This is a genomic window from Chryseobacterium sp. GTID13 (genome assembly GCF_056172655.1).
In genome coordinates this window covers 344,510-360,396 of sequence record NZ_JAOCMB010000006.1, presented here as the reverse complement: position 1 = coordinate 360,396, position 15,887 = coordinate 344,510, and the positions used below count along the sequence as shown (strand labels likewise).

Annotated in this window: 15 protein-coding genes and 2 pseudogenes; 5 read left to right on the top strand and 12 right to left on the bottom strand. The window is 39.2% G+C overall.

The window, feature by feature from the left end; genetic code table 11:
- The first annotated feature begins 133 nt into the window (after positions 1-133).
- Positions 134-1,480 carry a carboxylesterase family protein gene (locus tag N4G44_RS17890; RefSeq protein ID WP_474928633.1) on the top strand — a complete coding sequence of 449 codons (1,347 nt, stop codon included), beginning with the start codon at positions 134-136 and terminating at the stop codon, positions 1,478-1,480.
- 13 nt (positions 1,481-1,493) lie between these two features.
- Here the strand turns inward: N4G44_RS17890 and N4G44_RS17885 are convergent, their stop codons facing one another.
- The 6 genes and pseudogenes from N4G44_RS17885 to lpxK form a co-directional block, all read right to left on the bottom strand.
- Positions 1,494-2,912 carry an alpha-amylase gene (locus N4G44_RS17885; protein ID WP_474928632.1) on the bottom strand — a complete coding sequence of 473 codons (1,419 nt, stop codon included), beginning with the start codon at positions 2,910-2,912 and terminating at the stop codon, positions 1,494-1,496.
- A gap of 102 nt (positions 2,913-3,014) precedes the next feature.
- Positions 3,015-4,106 (bottom strand): annotated as a pseudogene (dinB, locus tag N4G44_RS17880) (DNA polymerase IV).
- Positions 4,107-4,149: 43 nt separating this feature from the next.
- Positions 4,150-4,605, bottom strand: a complete 456-nt coding sequence (locus N4G44_RS17875) for an N-acetyltransferase family protein (protein ID WP_474928631.1) — start codon at positions 4,603-4,605, stop codon at positions 4,150-4,152.
- Positions 4,605-5,120 carry a TlpA family protein disulfide reductase gene (locus tag N4G44_RS17870; RefSeq protein ID WP_474928630.1) on the bottom strand — a complete coding sequence of 172 codons (516 nt, stop codon included), beginning with the start codon at positions 5,118-5,120 and terminating at the stop codon, positions 4,605-4,607. Before N4G44_RS17870 ends, N4G44_RS17875 begins: the two co-directional genes overlap by 1 nt.
- Positions 5,121-5,223: 103 nt before the next feature.
- Positions 5,224-6,039: a purine-nucleoside phosphorylase gene (locus tag N4G44_RS17865; protein ID WP_474928629.1), complete on the bottom strand. Its 816-nt coding sequence runs from the start codon at positions 6,037-6,039 to the stop codon at positions 5,224-5,226.
- Positions 6,023-7,048: a tetraacyldisaccharide 4'-kinase gene (gene lpxK, locus N4G44_RS17860; protein ID WP_474928628.1), complete on the bottom strand. Its 1,026-nt coding sequence runs from the start codon at positions 7,046-7,048 to the stop codon at positions 6,023-6,025. Before lpxK ends, N4G44_RS17865 begins: the two co-directional genes overlap by 17 nt.
- Before the next feature lie 88 nt (positions 7,049-7,136).
- Here lpxK and truA point away from each other — a divergent pair, with 88 nt between their 5' ends.
- The 3 genes from truA to N4G44_RS17845 all read left to right on the top strand — a co-directional run bounded on the left by truA (position 7,137) and on the right by N4G44_RS17845 (position 10,398).
- Complete coding sequence (gene truA / locus N4G44_RS17855) at positions 7,137-7,892, top strand: tRNA pseudouridine(38-40) synthase TruA (RefSeq protein ID WP_474928627.1); 756 nt, start codon at positions 7,137-7,139, stop codon at positions 7,890-7,892.
- A 149-nt stretch (positions 7,893-8,041) separates the two neighbouring features.
- Entirely contained in the window at positions 8,042-8,383 is a 342-nt protein-coding gene (locus tag N4G44_RS17850) for a hypothetical protein (protein WP_474928626.1), read from the top strand.
- Positions 8,384-8,646: 263 nt separating this feature from the next.
- Positions 8,647-10,398, top strand: a complete 1,752-nt coding sequence (locus N4G44_RS17845) for an ABC transporter ATP-binding protein (RefSeq protein WP_474928625.1) — start codon at positions 8,647-8,649, stop codon at positions 10,396-10,398.
- Between the two features lie 70 nt (positions 10,399-10,468).
- Here N4G44_RS17845 and N4G44_RS17840 read toward each other — a convergent pair whose 3' ends face one another.
- From N4G44_RS17840 to N4G44_RS17825, 4 genes and pseudogenes are all read right to left on the bottom strand, one after another.
- Complete coding sequence (locus N4G44_RS17840) at positions 10,469-11,080, bottom strand: class I SAM-dependent methyltransferase (protein WP_474928624.1); 612 nt, start codon at positions 11,078-11,080, stop codon at positions 10,469-10,471.
- 7 nt (positions 11,081-11,087) lie between these two features.
- Positions 11,088-11,678 carry a hypothetical protein gene (locus tag N4G44_RS17835; protein ID WP_474928623.1) on the bottom strand — a complete coding sequence of 197 codons (591 nt, stop codon included), beginning with the start codon at positions 11,676-11,678 and terminating at the stop codon, positions 11,088-11,090.
- Positions 11,668-12,137, bottom strand: a pseudogene (locus tag N4G44_RS17830) (RNA polymerase sigma factor). The gene N4G44_RS17835 and the pseudogene N4G44_RS17830 overlap by 11 nt, the downstream one beginning before the upstream one ends.
- Positions 12,137-12,988 carry an alpha/beta fold hydrolase gene (locus N4G44_RS17825; protein ID WP_474928622.1) on the bottom strand — a complete coding sequence of 284 codons (852 nt, stop codon included), beginning with the start codon at positions 12,986-12,988 and terminating at the stop codon, positions 12,137-12,139. The pseudogene N4G44_RS17830 and the gene N4G44_RS17825 overlap by 1 nt, the downstream one beginning before the upstream one ends.
- 462 nt (positions 12,989-13,450) lie before the next feature.
- Between N4G44_RS17825 and N4G44_RS17820 the strand changes: the two genes are divergently transcribed.
- Entirely contained in the window at positions 13,451-13,663 is a 213-nt protein-coding gene (locus N4G44_RS17820; protein WP_474928621.1) for a hypothetical protein, read from the top strand.
- A 56-nt stretch (positions 13,664-13,719) separates the two neighbouring features.
- Here N4G44_RS17820 and N4G44_RS17815 read toward each other — a convergent pair whose 3' ends face one another.
- The gene (locus N4G44_RS17815; RefSeq protein WP_474928620.1) at positions 13,720-15,012 is read right to left on the bottom strand and encodes an MFS transporter; all 1,293 of its coding nucleotides are present in this window, start codon (positions 15,010-15,012) and stop codon (positions 13,720-13,722) included.
- 91 nt (positions 15,013-15,103) lie between these two features.
- A complete protein-coding gene (locus N4G44_RS17810) occupies positions 15,104-15,856 on the bottom strand; it encodes a DUF3575 domain-containing protein (protein WP_474928619.1) in 753 nt (250 codons plus the stop codon).
- Between the last annotated feature and the right edge of the window lie 31 nt (positions 15,857-15,887).

The following is a 15,887-nucleotide window of genomic DNA, read 5'->3' as shown; positions in this document are numbered from 1 at the left end:
ATATCATTCGTGAAAATTAGTGCTAAAATTAGTGTCATTTGTGTTTAATATTAAGTATTAAAACTCAGTCAAAAATTTTCTCATTCCAAAAAACTGAGTTAATTTTAATAGATTGAATTTTCAAAGCTTCTCAATGACAGCCGGACAAACCACAACCCATATTTTTCAGACTTCTTTCGGTAAAATTATAGCCTTAAAAAGTAACGGCATCATCAAGGCCGGAAGCATCCGCTATGCCCACTCTGAAAGATTTCAGAAACCTGTGGCAGAGCAGCCGTCTCCTTCCGAAATCATTTTTCCGGATAAAACTCCTGTTTGTCCGCAGGCCATCAGTCCGCTGGTAGAAAAAATGATTGGTCCCACCCACATTGAAAACTTTAATCCGGATGAATCAACCCAGTATCTCTCCATCTTTCGTCCCGTCCACTTTACAGACCACGGAAAACTTCCTGTAGTAGTATGGATTCATGGAGGTTCTCATGAAATCGGATGTGGTGATCTTCCTACTTCTGATCCCAGTGAATGGGTAAAAGAGCAGCAAATCATCGTGGTAACTGTTTCTTACAGGCTCGGGCTTTTCGGTTTTTTGGGAGGTGACGATAACAGACCGCCGAATTTAGGGCTGTTTGATATGATTGAGGCATTAAAATGGATCAAAACCTATATTGCGGAATTTGGAGGTGATCCTGAAAATATTACCCTGTTAGGCCAGTCGTCAGGAGGTGATGCTATTGCCCATCTTATGATTTCCGAAGGCGTTGATGGCTTGTTTAAGAGAGTGATCATTCAGAGTGCGCCGCTGGGATTACGTCATAAAAGACAGAAAATGTCCGCCGAATTCCTGAAAAAAACCGAAGGATTAAAAGATGAAACCGATGTTTTAAAAATGATGGATGAGTATGGAAAATTCGTACCTTCTGTCATCAGGTATGGTTTAAAAGCGGCTATGCCTTTTGGCGTTCAGTATGGCTTTCCGCCCTTATGCAAAGAAGAGGAATCGATAGATAAATGGAACGCCGCTGCTGAAAAATATGATGTGCTGATTGGTTTGAATAATGATGAAACTGCTTTTTACCTTAAAACTTCGGATGCCTTAAACAAATACTTTGGAAAAGGTTTAGGGTTGAAGATCATGGATAAAACCGTTGAAAAAACTACTGAGCTCATCTATGGAACCCCTGCAAAGGTATTTGCAGAAAATTATGCAAAAGCAGGGGGAAATGTGTATTTATTCAGAATTCATTCCGGTTTGGAAAACAGTCATGTCGGGGCTCCGCACTGCATTGATCTTCCTCTGATTTTCGGAAATGAATCAGCCTGGAAATCCTCCGGCATGCTCAAGGATATTCCCTGGTCTTATATTCATGAAAACGGCAAAAAACTGAGAGCGCTTTGGGCAGAGTTTGCCCGAAGCGGACATATTTCCGATCATTCGGAAAGGCCGGAAATTCTAAAAATCCGGAAAATAAGCTTTCAATAATAAATTACTGATTTTAAGGTTCAGCAATCCATACACTTACATTTCCTGCAGGAACCGGAAAATTTCCCCATCCGTTTTCATCAATGGTTACTGTTTCCTCTGATCTTTTGAGGAGGTCTCTGAAATTCTTGCCTGCATATTGTTTTCCCATTTCCATTGGTTTGTTATACGCCTCCTTATTACTGAGGACCACAGCACATCCTGAATGCTCGTCATCTCCCTCACGGGTCCATCCAAGGCAGTTGGCATCTTCGAAATAATCTCTTTGCATACCGTAGGCGTGATCTTTTCTTGCTTGAAGCAATTCCTCGATACCATCCACTTTCTCAAGGAAAATCTCCTGATCGTTGCCTTCTTTATCCTTATCGATGTAATGGGCGCCATACAGGTCAGGATAAAAAACACATGGATAGCCGTCCTCGCGAAGCAGGATCAGTGCATAGGCTATGGGCTTGAACCAGGCTTCTACCGGAGCTTCAAGGTCCTGAAGAGGCTGGGTATCATGGTTATCCACAAGGCTTACGGAATGCATGGGATCCGCCTGTGTAAGAGCTTCGTCGAAGATTCTGCGGAGGTCATAAGAGCCACCTTCCCTGGAGGCGGTGTAGAAATTATTCTGTAGTGAGCTGTCAAAAAGACTCATGCAGCCTTCGGTTACCTCAATATACTTCTGAAGAAGATTAAGCTGTCCCGGAGCCCAGTATTCGCCTACGGCAAAAATATTTTTACCGGAATTCGAGCGGAGCATGGTGAGCCATTCTTTATAAAAGTCAAATGAAATATGTTTCAGGGCGTCCAGCCTTACCCCGTCAAAATCAGTCAGTTTAAAATACCATTCTGCCCAGGTGTTCAGCTCTTCGCGTACAAAAGGATTGCGGTGCTCGATATCGTTGTACATCAGGTAATCATAATTTCCTTTCTCGTCATCAATCATTTCTTCCCAGTCATTACCGTATTCCGACTGTATCTTAAAAATATGGGAATCCATGCCTTCGGCATAATCCACCCCGCTGAAGCAGGTGAAATTCCATTCAAAATCAGAATATTTTTTTCCTCTTCCGGGAAATGTGAATTTAGTATAAGATTCTATTTCGATGACATCGGAAATGACTTTTTCCCTGTTGTTTTCGTCTACTTTTACAGCTTTGAATTTTTCCAGCTCGTCTCCTCCGGCTTTGTGGCCCAGGACAATATCTACTATGATCTCTATATTCTCCTTCTTTAACGCCTTGATAGCATTAATATAATCCGTGTTGGTTCCGTATTTGGTAGGAAGGCTTCCTTTCTGGTCAAATTCACCGAGATCATACAGGTCGTAAGCATCATATCCCACTGAGTAGCCTCCGTTGGTCCCTTTATAGGCGGGGGAAACCATACGGATGTGATTCCTAATTTTGCCAGATATGCAGCCTGTTTTTCTGCTTCTTTCCATAATTTTCCTTCGCCTTCAGAATACCAGTGGAAAAACTGAATCATTGTTTGGTTCATAAAAATAGGGTTTGGTTCCTACAAGATAGTGAAAAATTTTCACCTGTCAATTCTCAAATTCTTCAAACGGGATTTTTAGTTGAATGGAAACCTGTTTTTTTTCTTCCGTATTGAGATGGGAGAGAGAAAGCCCGAGCAACCTTACAGGCTTATCGAAAGGTCTTAGCTCCCATAATTTTTTTCCGGTATTAAAATACTGCTCAGGTGAGGTAAAATACTCTTCCTTGGTAAAGCTTCTTGTAAAAAGGAGAAATCTTTATACTTGATCTTTAAAGTTAAAGCCCTTCCCAGGATATTGTTTTTTTGCAGCCGCTGGTGAAGTTCCTGGCTCAGGTGTTCCAGCTTTTCATTAATGGCCTGATCGTCAAAAAGATCTTCAAAAAAGTTCTTTCCACAGCAACGCTTTTCTGGATGCGGTGTGGTTTTACTTCAGAATGATGAATACCGCGTACAACATTATAATAGTAAGAACCGGATTTTCCAAAAAGCTTCACTAATTCTTCCAGTGTTTTTTTCTTTAAATCTTTTCCTTTATAAATCCCTAAACTAAACATTTTGTTCGCAGTAACCTTACCTACGCCATAAAATTTTTCTACCGGCAGCTCCTCAAGAAAACCTTCAATTCTATCTGGATGAATTGTTTTCTGGCCATTCGGTTTGTTGATATCTGATGCTACTTTTGCCAGAAATTTGTTTACGGAAATTCCTGCTGAAGCGGTCAGACCGGTTTTTTTAAATATTTTCTGGCGGATTTCCTTCGCAATCTGATTGGCAGATTCTATGTCTTTCTTATTTTCAGTGACATCAAGGTAGGCCTCATCTAAGGAAAGAGGCTCTACAAGATCGGTATATTCATGAAAAATTTCCCGGATCTGTTTTGATATTTCCTTATACCTTGCAAAACGGGGATGTACAAAAATAATGTGCGGGCATTTTTCTTTAGCTGTTTTACTGGGCATGGCAGAACGGACCCCATATTTTCTGGCTTCATAACTTGCCGCCGAAACCACGCCACGGTGTTCTCCCCTACAGCAATAGGTTTTCCCTTTAACGAGGGATTGTCATGCTGCTCCACAGAAGCATAAAATGCATCCATATCCACATGAATAATCTTACGGATGGGAAAAGAAGAATCCATACCGCAAAGATATGGATTCATTTATTTTTGAATTGAGTTCTGATTATATTTTCATCCTCATCGTGGTAAGTAATGAGTCAAATCCGGCTTTTTCATAAGCCTTTACAGCAGATTCATTGTGGGAATAAACATCCAGTCTTACTTCTGAAATATCTTTAGACTTTGCCCATCTCATCAATTCATCAAGAATCAATTTATTGACTCCTTTTCCTCTGTGTTCAGGTTTTACATACATAAAGCCCAGATAAGCATAACAGTCGAAATTAGAGTAATTATTATCCGGCTTTTTAATCCTTGCATATCCGGAGGCTACGATTTCATCATTTTCTTCAGCAACGATTACAAATGCATCTTCAGCCTGTATCAGCTTAAGCAGATCATAATAATGAATTTCTCCATCAATAAGCGTGCTGTTGAATGGTCTTTCCGCAGTAACAATTCCCTGTTCAAATTCAAGAAGGACCTTCAGATCCTGTTCTGTGGCTTCTCTTGTAATCATTATTGCAAAAGTCGGTTGATGGTTTGCTGAAGTTCCGGATCTTCCGGGGAAATAGCATAATATTTTGCGATAGATGATTTCTGATCTATAACCATATATCTTGGGATCCAGTTGAGGTCGATGTAATTATTGAAATCATTTTTCCAGCCGGAAGCAAACCAGTAATTATCCTTATCCTTCATATTGAATCTTTCCAGGCTTTTATCAAAACCTTCTTTCGATCTTTCCAGGGAAAGGAATACGAAATCTACATTCGGGTTATTCTTTTCAAGTTCTTCAGCTTTTGGAAGTGCTTTTAAACAGTCTCTGCACCATCCGGCCCAGAAATCAATCACTAAAACTTTTCCTTTATGGTGATCAAGAATCTGCTGGATGGTAATGCTTTTTCCTTCCTCGTCTTCAAGTTTCTGTACCAGGGCTTCTTTTGTGAAGCTGGTTTTAAGCACTTTCGGCTGCTGCTGTGCAAAGCTCAACCCAAAAATACTGATCGTAAGAATTAATGCTAACTTTTTCATTCTTTCAGTTTCATGTATACAAATCTAAACAATGAAACGCAATTTATAATTGATTTCTTGTGAATTAGGAAAAATTTAAGAGATTGAGAATTTCTATAGAACTCTATTGGTAGTTTCTGATCAGACCTTTTACTACGGCAATCACATTTGGCATTGCTTTATTAGCCGCATTCAGAACTTCTTCATGGGAAACGGAAAAGGCAATATCCGGCCCGCCGAGATCTGTAACCACCGAGATGCAGAAAACATCCATGCTCATATGTCTGGCAACAATTACTTCGGGTACGGTGCTCATTCCTACCATGTCACCACCAATAGCTTTAAGCATACCATATTCTGCGGGTGTTTCAAAAGTCGGTCCCTGCAGTGCTACATAAACTCCCTGATGAACTTTAATATGATGATCAGCGGCAGCTTTTTCAGCGGTTTCGATCATTTTTTTGTTGTACGGTTCACTCATATCCACGAAACGCGGCCCGAATGATTCGATATTTTTACCACGAAGCGGATGTTCAGGCATCATATTGATATGGTCTTTCAAAATAACAAGGTCTGCAATACGATATGCGGGGTTGATGCCTCCACAGGCATTGGAAAGTATGAGGTTCTTAATCCCCAGCAGATGAAAAACTCTTATAGGAAAAGTAACCGTTTCCATAGAATGACCTTCGTAATAGTGGAAACGTCCGCTCATCATCAGGACTTTTTTGCCTTCGAGGATTCCGTAAATCAGTTTTCCTCCGTGTCCCGCAACGGTCGTTTGAGGAAAATGAGGGATTTCAGGATAGTCTAAAATGTGAATAGCTTCTACTTCATCCTGTAGCTTTCCCAGTCCGGATCCCAAAACAATCGCAAAGTCCGGAGTTTCTTTGATAATATTGTGAATGAAATCTGCAGTCTGCTTAATTTTTTCTAACATAATCTAAGATGATTTGGTTGAATTCTTCCTTTTTATCAATAATGACATTGATAGGCCAGTAGTAAACAATTTCTCTAAGATAGTCAAAAGTTTTCAGACGTACATAATCTTTCTCTGTGGTCAGGATCAGTTTGTATTCGCCCAATTTTTTATATTCTGCAGTAATTTTTTTGATGTCATCATCTGTAAAATTATGATGATCCCTGAATTTTAAATGGGTAACTCTTTGGGAAAACTTGGCCAGATGCTCAAGAAGCGGCTTTGGATTGGCAATTCCCGTAATCAGAAGGATATCGTAATAGTTCAGGTTGTTGTCCGGAAGCATTTTATCTTTTCCGTACACATTTTCGTCATAACCGATGGATGAAAAGAATACTTTTTGGTTATAAGAAGGTCTGATCCTTGAAATATAGTAACGTTTGGTTTCTTCGGTGAGCTCATCAGGACATTTGCTAACCATGATGATATCTGCCCTTTTGGAGCCGTTTCTGGATTCTCTCAGATCTCCAGCAGGCAGAAGGTGGTCTTTAAAATAAGGATCATTAAAATCCGTCATCAGAATATTGAAACCTGCCTTGATGGCCCTGTGCTGCATGGCATCGTCCAAGACAAGGACACCAAGATCCATATCTTCGATCACCTTTTTTGCTCCGGGAACTCTTTCTTCCGAAACTGCAATAACGAAACGGTTTTTGAAGCGTTCAAAAAGCTGCATCGCCTCATCGCCTACAATTTTATAATTGCTTTCGTAATTCGTTACTTCATAACCTTTCGTCAGCCTGCCATAGCCACGTGAAAGAACTCCTGTTCTGTAATGTTTAGACAGGAATTGGGCAAGATACATCACCATAGGCGATTTTCCGCTTCCGCCCACAGAGAGGTTGCCGACATTGATTATCGGAGTTTTGAATTTTGTCGTTTTAAAAACGCCCAGATCATACATTGTGTTTCGGATACCCGTTACCAAATGATAACCAAGGGAAAAAGGATAAAGGTACCATCTTTTCATACGTTTGCAAAAATAGGGAATTTCATAAGGATTTTGAGTAATATTCTCAAAGACTTTTCAACAAATATTTCATTAAATTAAAGTATTTTTGTTGAGTTATTATAATACATTGAGATACTTTATTGAATTTTCTTACAACGGGAAAAATTATTTCGGTTATCAGATACAGCCGGATGCCATTTCTGTACAGGAAGAACTGGAAAAAGCACTTTCCACCATACTAAGGGAAGAGATCAAAACCACTGGAGCCGGCAGAACGGATACAGGAGTTCATGCCAAAAAGATATTTGCGCATTTCGATACGGAAAAAGCAGCGGATCAGATGAACCTGCCTTATAAACTGAATAGTTTTCTGCCTCCGGATATTGCCGTAAAAAGAGTCTTTCAGGTGAAAGATGATTTTCATGCCCGTTTTGATGCCACTTACAGAACGTATGAATATTATATTTCCCTCGCGAAAAATCCTTTCACCCAGGAATCGGCATGGCAGCACTGGAAAAGACCGCTGGATATCCACAGGATGAATGAGGCCTGTAAAATTTTATTTGAATATGAGGATTTTACAAGCTTTGCCAAATTAAAAACTGATAATAAAACCAATATCTGCAAGATATACAAAGCTGAATGGGAACAGGAGGGAACAGAACTTAAATTTACGGTTTCCGCCAACCGTTTTCTCAGAAATATGGTTCGTGCTATCGTGGGAACAATGGTAGAAATTGGAAGCGGTAAAATAAAACCTGAAGACCTGCGAAGAATTATTGAGGATAAAAACCGTAATGCTGCCGGAACTTCAGCTCCGGGACACGGATTGTTCCTTGTGGATGTAGGCTATGAATTTTAGTCCCGTCATAAAATTTCCGTGATTTTACGGATGTTCTTTTGTTTTACAGAATTGAAAAAAAGGTATTTTAGCAATCGATGGCTATCCGCGAAAATATTGTATTATTTTCATACTGGATCGCTGAATGTTAAATATATAAAACACAAATTATGTTATCAATTTTTATTCTTATTGGGGCTTACAGATATTATGCCCAACTGGCAGAAAGATTCGGGAAAACAAAATGGCATTATGGGCTTCTGGCGATCGGGATATATCTTGGAACTCAACTGTTTTTTGGTTTTTCTTATGGAATTTATGAGGGACTTACGGATCCTTATGCCGCAGAGAATGTTGACTATACAGGCTTTTCCCCGATCAGTATTGTCAGCTGGATCATTTCAATTGCCGCCGTATATGGAGTTTATCAGTTTCTTGAAAAGAAATTTGTGAAAGAAAACATCAATAAGCCTTCCCTGGAAATTGAAAAAATCGGGGATAAGGATTTGTAAGTGGTTCCGGTGACTTCGGGAGCCTCAGCCACCAATCATATAAAGATATTGGTTTCCTGACCGACAATTCTAAAATCTTTCTAAAACCTCGGGAAAAGCAGTTGAAGAGTGTTTTAAATAAATAGAATACAGCTCACTATATTCATTGTATAAATAATCCTTATCTGAAATTTTCTATGACGATTTGATGAAGTTCTACAGAATGTCAAATTTTAAAGTATTATTTTTGCATAGAATTTTAAATTCTTTCTTCAACTCGTACAATGAAAAAACAAGATACCTGGGGGATTGTTAAGAGGCTGTTCTTTATAGGAATGAAATTCCGGTCCTGGTTCATCCTTACTTTAATCATTTCCGTTTTACTGTCCGTAGTTTCTACCTACAGGCCATACCTTACTATGGAGGTGGTGGATAACGACATCACCAAGCTGAAGGATAAAGCGTTGATGATGAAGCATATCTACATGCTGGTAGGTTTGGTTTTTGCAGAAACTATTTTAAACTTTTTCCTGGTTTATTTCTCAAATTATATTTCGCAGAATGTTATCAGGGATATCAGGGAAAGGCTTTATGCCAAGCTGATCTATTTCAGGACTTCATTTTTCGACAAAACTCCGATCGGGCAGCTTGTCACCCGTGCTGTGGGAGATGTGGAAACCATTGCTACCGTTTATACTGACGGTTTTCTGATGGTGTTCGGGGATATCCTGAGAATTGCCTTTGTTTTGGTCATGATGTTCAGTACGAACGTGCATTTAAGTTATATCACACTTGCAATCCTGCCGTTAATGGTAGTCATTACCAGATTTTTCCAGAAAAGGCTGAAAAAAGCATTTGGAGATGAAAGAACATGGACAGCCAATCAGAATTCTTTTGTTCAGGAACGTTTGGCAGGAATGTCGATTATCCAGGTATTCAACAGGCAGGAAGCTGAATTTAAAAAGTTTGATGATATTAATATTACCCTGAAAAGTGCTTTGCTGAGAACGGTTTTCATTTTTTCATTATTCTTTCCCGTAGTAGAGCTTATTTCTTCCCTATTTATCGGGTTTATCCTGTTTTATGGAGGTTATATTACGATCAGTGCGGGGGTAGTTATTGCATTTATCCAGTATATTTCCATGCTGATCCGTCCGCTAAGGCAGATTGCAGACCGTTTCAACAATATCCAGAGAGGAATTGTAGGAGCGGAAAGAGTATTGGGTGTGATGGATGAAGATTATGCGATGCCTAATACGGGAACGGTAAAGAAAGATCACTTTGACGGTAAAATTGAATTCGAAAAAGTGCATTTTGCTTACGATGAGAAGCAGGAGGTATTGAAGGGAATCGATTTTAAAGTAAATCCGGGAGAAACAGTAGCCATTGTGGGTGCAACCGGAGCAGGGAAATCTACGATTATCAGCCTTATCACGAGACTTTATGATATTAATTCCGGGAACATCAGAATTGACGATGTTGATTTAAAAGATTATGAACTTTATAACCTGAGAAGCCATATCGGGGTCGTTTTGCAGGATGTATTCCTTTTCCACGGCAGTATTTTTGAAAACCTTGCCTTTGGGGATGAAAGCATTACGCTGGAAAAAATCAAGGCGGGAGCAAAAGAAATTGAAGTAGACCAGTTTATCGAGCAGCTTCCGGGAGGTTATGATTTTGTGGTGAGTGAAAGAGGCTCTTCTATTTCTTTAGGTCAGAGACAGTTGCTATCTTTCCTTAGGGCTTATTTATCAGACCCTAAAATCCTGATTCTGGACGAAGCTACATCTTCTATAGACCACGAAAGTGAAAAGCTGATCCAGAGAGCAACAGAAAAGATCACCAAAAACAGAACTTCCATTATTATTGCCCACAGGCTTTCAACCATTGAAAAGGCGGATAAAATTATTGTCATGGAACATGGTAAAATCGTAGAAGAAGGGAAGCACCTTGAACTTCTTGACAAGAACGGATATTACTCAACCCTTTATAAAGCGCAGCTGAGACATGAAGTGGAGATGGAAGAAGAGAAATAGAAATAAAACGATATAATAAAAGAGAGCTTTGGGAATGAAGCTCTCTTTTTTATATTTTTTAACCACGGATTTATATCTTTTTAAAGCTACAGAAAATAAAATTCTGAACCGTTCCAAAGGGAGTCGTATGATCCTGAGTGAAACATTTTATCTTTGTAAAATCTGATCCGAATTTTTCAGATAATTCAGCTTCATCATATTGCCGGATATCCAGTCCGCTGCATTTCTTCGGACCGTCTTTTGAAAAAGTTCCCAGAATCATAAATCCTGTTACCCATTTCCCGGCTGTACTTACGTATTTTGAAACCTGTTCTGCATTTGTCAGAAAATGAAAGGCAGCGCGGTCGTGCCAGATATCGTAAGTTTCTGAAGGTTCAAACATTGTAATATCTGAATGAATCCATGTCACCTGATCCGCTTTTTCTCCCAACCTTTCCTTTGCTTTTTCCAGAGCTTTGGCAGAAATATCAAGAACGGTAATGTTTTCGTATCCTTCCTCAAGAAGAAAATCAACCAGATTACTGTCTCCGCCGCCAATATCAATGATTCTGGCTTCCTTTCCTAATCCGAAAGACCGGATGAGGTCAAGGGATACTTCCGGTTTTTCCTGTGTCCAGCTTACTTCGTCCGGATTTTTGGTTTCATACACGTTTTCCCAGTGCTTTCTGCTGCTATCGTTCATAGGTGGATTACTCTTTTAACTGATTGTTTATTTCTTCAAATTTATCAATTAATCCGTTAATTTTTGCCTGCTGCTTCTTAATAGTTTTTGGTCTTAGGTAGAACCAGTTGAGAGCTATCCATGCAAGAGTAACGACATAGGCTGTTACTGCATAAATAAACTGCATTCTTGATGTATATTCGTACATGTAAAGGCAGATTCCTATGAAAAGAAGGATGAAGTACAGGTTCAGCATGGTGGTTTGCATAAATTTCTGCTTGTTTTTCAGCAGATACAGATTTTGTAGATATTCACTGTTGGTCAGGTTATTGTCAAGCCTGTAAAAGTTCATAAACAGTTGATTGTAGGCCGCTAAAAAAATAACCATAGCCAGGATAACCAGTACAATCCCGATTTTCGTTGTCAGCATCTGGGGTTGATAATGATACCATACCAATCCAATGAATATACAGGTGATGATCAGTAAAATATTGGTTACAAGAAGTTTTCTTATATTTTCCTTTTTAAAACTCTTCAGTTTTACGAGCAGTTCTTCTATACTGGGCTTCTCGGCCGTCTGCTGTTTCCAGAGGTTTTTAAAATCTATATTAGTAGCCATTTTCTTTGAATCTTTTAGTTAATTTTTCTTTTATCCTGTGAATCTTTACCCGTATGTTCGATTCTGATAATCCTACGATACCTGCAATTTCTGCCTGCTTTACCTCTTCCAGTTCCAGGGAGATAATAATCCTATCCGTTTCCGGCAGCTCTGAAATAAACTGGTAAAGGAGCTGTATCTGCGGTTCCAGGGATTCCTGCTTTTTTCTTCAAGATTGACCGGAAGATCTGCTTTACTGAATTTCTTCTCTTTTTCAATCTGCTTTAAACAGTTATTCGAAGCAATTCTAAAGATCCATGTCCCGATACCGGACTCATGCCTGAATTTTGGAAGCTGCTGCCATACAATGATGAATGTTTCCTGTGCGAGATCCTGTGCCAGCTCGGAATTGTTTACATATCCCATGCATAAACGGAATATCTTCTGCCAGTACAGTTCGTATATATCCTCAAATACCATTATTTGGATGATAAGAAGTTGTTTAACTGTTCCAGGTACCATTCCTTATCGTCGTACATGATAAAATGGAGCCCTTTTGTAGCATATCTCATATCGGCGTTTTTTAAATTTTTATATTGATTTTCAATAGCCGGTTTAAAATTAACAAAATAAGATTCCAGAAGCACAAGGTTAGGGCACTGTATATGCTGGATTTTTTCCCTGAGATCAGTATTGGAGAAATCACAGTACATTTTTGCGAACGTTGTCCTGTCCGATTTCATACTCCAGCCTACCACTGTTTCCTGTTTGGAAGGATCTGCTACAAGGCGTGGAATGGCATTGTCTTGCATTTGCTTAAATTGTTCATCCGTCATGGCTTTTAATGTATTTACAGTGGCGATACAGTCATTATTCTCTTTAGCTTTAAAGTTGGGATCTGATAATGCTGCCAGACAGGGAAGGGCGTCTACAATAACTATTTTTGAGATGAGTTCCGGATAGTCTGCGGCCAGTGCCATGGCCAGACCGCCTCCCATGCTGTGCCCGATAATAATGGGCTGTTCAATCTTCTGATCTTTGATGTAAGCTGCAATTTCGTTTTCCCAGCTCTTAAAACTGGCATCAGCCTGTGGTTTTGTTCCTGCGAACCCAGCCATAGTAAGCGTATAACAGGTAAAATCTTTTTCAAATCTGGCTGTCGTATCATTCCATACCTCTCCTGAAGAGGCAAATCCGGGAATAAAAAGAATGGACTGTTTCCCTTTGCCTGATTTCTTTACTTCAAACGGATAATTCTTAGTTTGTCCGAATATATTGCATGCTGCAGCAAAAACTAACATCAGGATAAAGAAAATTCTGTATTTTTTCATTTCTATAAATTTTTAAGGTGAATGTGTCTTTTAGAGATCTTCTTTTTTAAAATGTTACAGAATATTTTAAAATATTTATAATTATTTGAAAATTCATGATTTCATTACGTTCTGTAATTTATTTGCAATAACGTCTGTATATGATTTTTAATAACATTTCCGGAAAAAAAACATCTGCCAAATAAAGTTGATGTTGTTTATTGAAAAATTATTATTTTTTCCTTTACTGTAAGGGTTTTCGGACATTTTTTCGACGAAAAATGTTGGGCTTGAAATCATTTGATAACCATGAAAAAATGTAAAATCGCTACAAAATCATTAAATTGAATAAAAAAATAGCATTTACCTTGTGATTATATTGAAAAATTCACTAATTTTATTACAGATTTAAAGTGTGCCCCGCTTGACTGAAGGGGGCTAAGTGTAAAGTTGATTTTTTTAACTTAAAATCCAAAAATATAAATGAGTGATATACAAGATGAATTTAAAGTCTTTAAAGACGAGCTGAAAAAACTGAATATCGACGTACAGAAAGTAGTAAAAGTAGGGAACGGAAGTATGGATTTCCATGAGGTTTTTTACAAATCACCAAGATATCAGGAAATAAAAAGTGTGTATGTCCAGCGTCATAATCTGGATAGTATGGTGGAGAAATTTAAAAAGGCTTACCATTAAAATATAAAATGTGGCGCCGCAGAGAATCTGCGGCGCCTAATTTTTATGCTTGTTTGCTAATCTTTATCCAGTGCTGAGGTTTTCTTCGTGTCCTTCATTCCGGCATAAACAATCAGCGAGAACAAAATACATCCGGTAATATACCAGTAGAAGTACGGTTCTGATCCGGACTGCTTGAACCAAAGGGCAATATATTCGGCCGTACCTCCGAAAATAGCTACTGTAAGAGCATACGGAAGTCCTACTCCCAGAGCTCTGATCTCAGAAGGAAAAAGTTCAGCTTTTACCACTGCGTTAATAGATGTATAACCGCTTACAATAATCAAGGCGGCCATGATCAGGAAAAATGCAGTCCACATCGATGTTGTAGTGCTTAAAGCGGTGAGAAGCGGAACGGTAAACAGGGTGCCAAGAATACCAAAACCCAGAAGCAGCGGTCTTCTTCCGATTTTATCAGAAAGTGCTCCGAAAGCGGGCTGCAGGCAGGCAAATATAAATAATGAGACAAATGAGATCAGCGTCGACTGTTCTTTGGTGAGATGAACCGTATTGACTAAAAACTTCTGCATGTAAGTGGTGTACGTATAAAATGCCAGAGTTCCGCCTAAAGTCAGTCCCACTACCGTAAGCAGGGCTTTAGGATGTTTCAGAAGCTCTGTAACGGTTCCTTTTTTCTTTTCGTTAACCTCTTTTTTGTTTTCAAATGCTTCGGTCTCATGAAGATTGGCTCTTAAATACAAAGCAATTACCGAAAGTAATGCACCGATCACAAAAGGAATTCTCCATCCCCATTCCTCAAGCTGGGCTTCTGTTAAAAGCAGTTTCTGCAGAATCAACTGAATTCCTAACGCGATCAGCTGTCCGCCTATAAGCGTTACATACTGGAAGCTTGAATAGAAACCTCTACGGTTTTCTGAGGCCATTTCGCTTAGATAAGTGGCAGAAACCCCATATTCACCACCCACACTTAATCCTTGTAATAACCTTGCAAGAAGCAATAGGGCGGGCGCTAAAATTCCTATGGTTTTGTAAGTTGGGGTAAGTGCGATAAGAAGTGAGCCAAAAGACATCAGCAGGACAGAAAGTGTCATCGCCTTTTTTCTTCCGATTTTATCGGCAATACTTCCAAATACCCAGCCACCGATTGGTCTCATCAAAAAACCTACAGCAAAGATACCTGCTGTATTCATCAGCTGGGCATTAAGATCCGAATCCGGAAAAAACGAATTGGAAAAATAAATGGCAAACGCAGCATAGGCATACCAGTCATACCATTCAACGAGGTTTCCGATAGATCCGCCTACAATGGCTTTGATTCTTTGAGCAGTAGTTATAGATGATGAATTCATAAATAATAGAGATAATGAGCCAAGATACAAAATTCAGGAAATTATTAAACCGTCCTTAAAAGGACGGTTTTGGTACCATTTAACTATCATTTTAAAACCTGTAACCAATAGACAACCCGCTTCTGAAGCCGGCCCATGGCCCGTCAACTTTTACTTTTGCACCATTGGCATTGGTTTCTACCGTGTAATCTACAAAAGGAATATCAAGGTTTTCAATTTCTTTTTTGAGCTGGGCCTGCATTTCCGGCGTTAATGTATAATTGCTGGTCATGGTGAAATCGCCTTTTCCACTTCCGTAATGAGCACCCGCAATCCAGAAATCAAGAACCAGATTCTGGCTTCGCGTAAGGAAGAATTGTACACCTACCATCAGGCCGCCGCTGTTTCCACTTGTGCTTCCCTGGCCTTTAAGAGGGATTTGGTACGTGTTTCCATCAATGGCATCATAATCGTAATAAAAATCAAAGCTGTTGGAAGAGACGTCGGAATACCGGTAATAAGGTGCAAAATAGAAGCCTTTTCCATATCCTTTCCCGATATAAAACCTGGGCTCAATAGTGAAGTTTGTAGCCTTAACCCTCAGATTCTGAAATCTTTTTTCATCTTCATCTTTTAAAAAGGCATTAATGAAGGGAACTTTTCCCTGCGTCATTGTTCCAAAACCTATATTGAGAGAGAACCATTGGTTGATCGCTCTTTCGTAAGACAGGTTGATATTTCTGAAAGCATAGGCTGTCACATTCGTCTTGATTATATTCATTTTTTCGGTGGGAACAGCCTGAAGTTCCTGTGCGTCTGCTTCTGAAAGCAGAAAACAGGGAATTAAGATGAGGAGCTTTTTCATGACTTTATATTTTGTGATGTAAAATAGTATC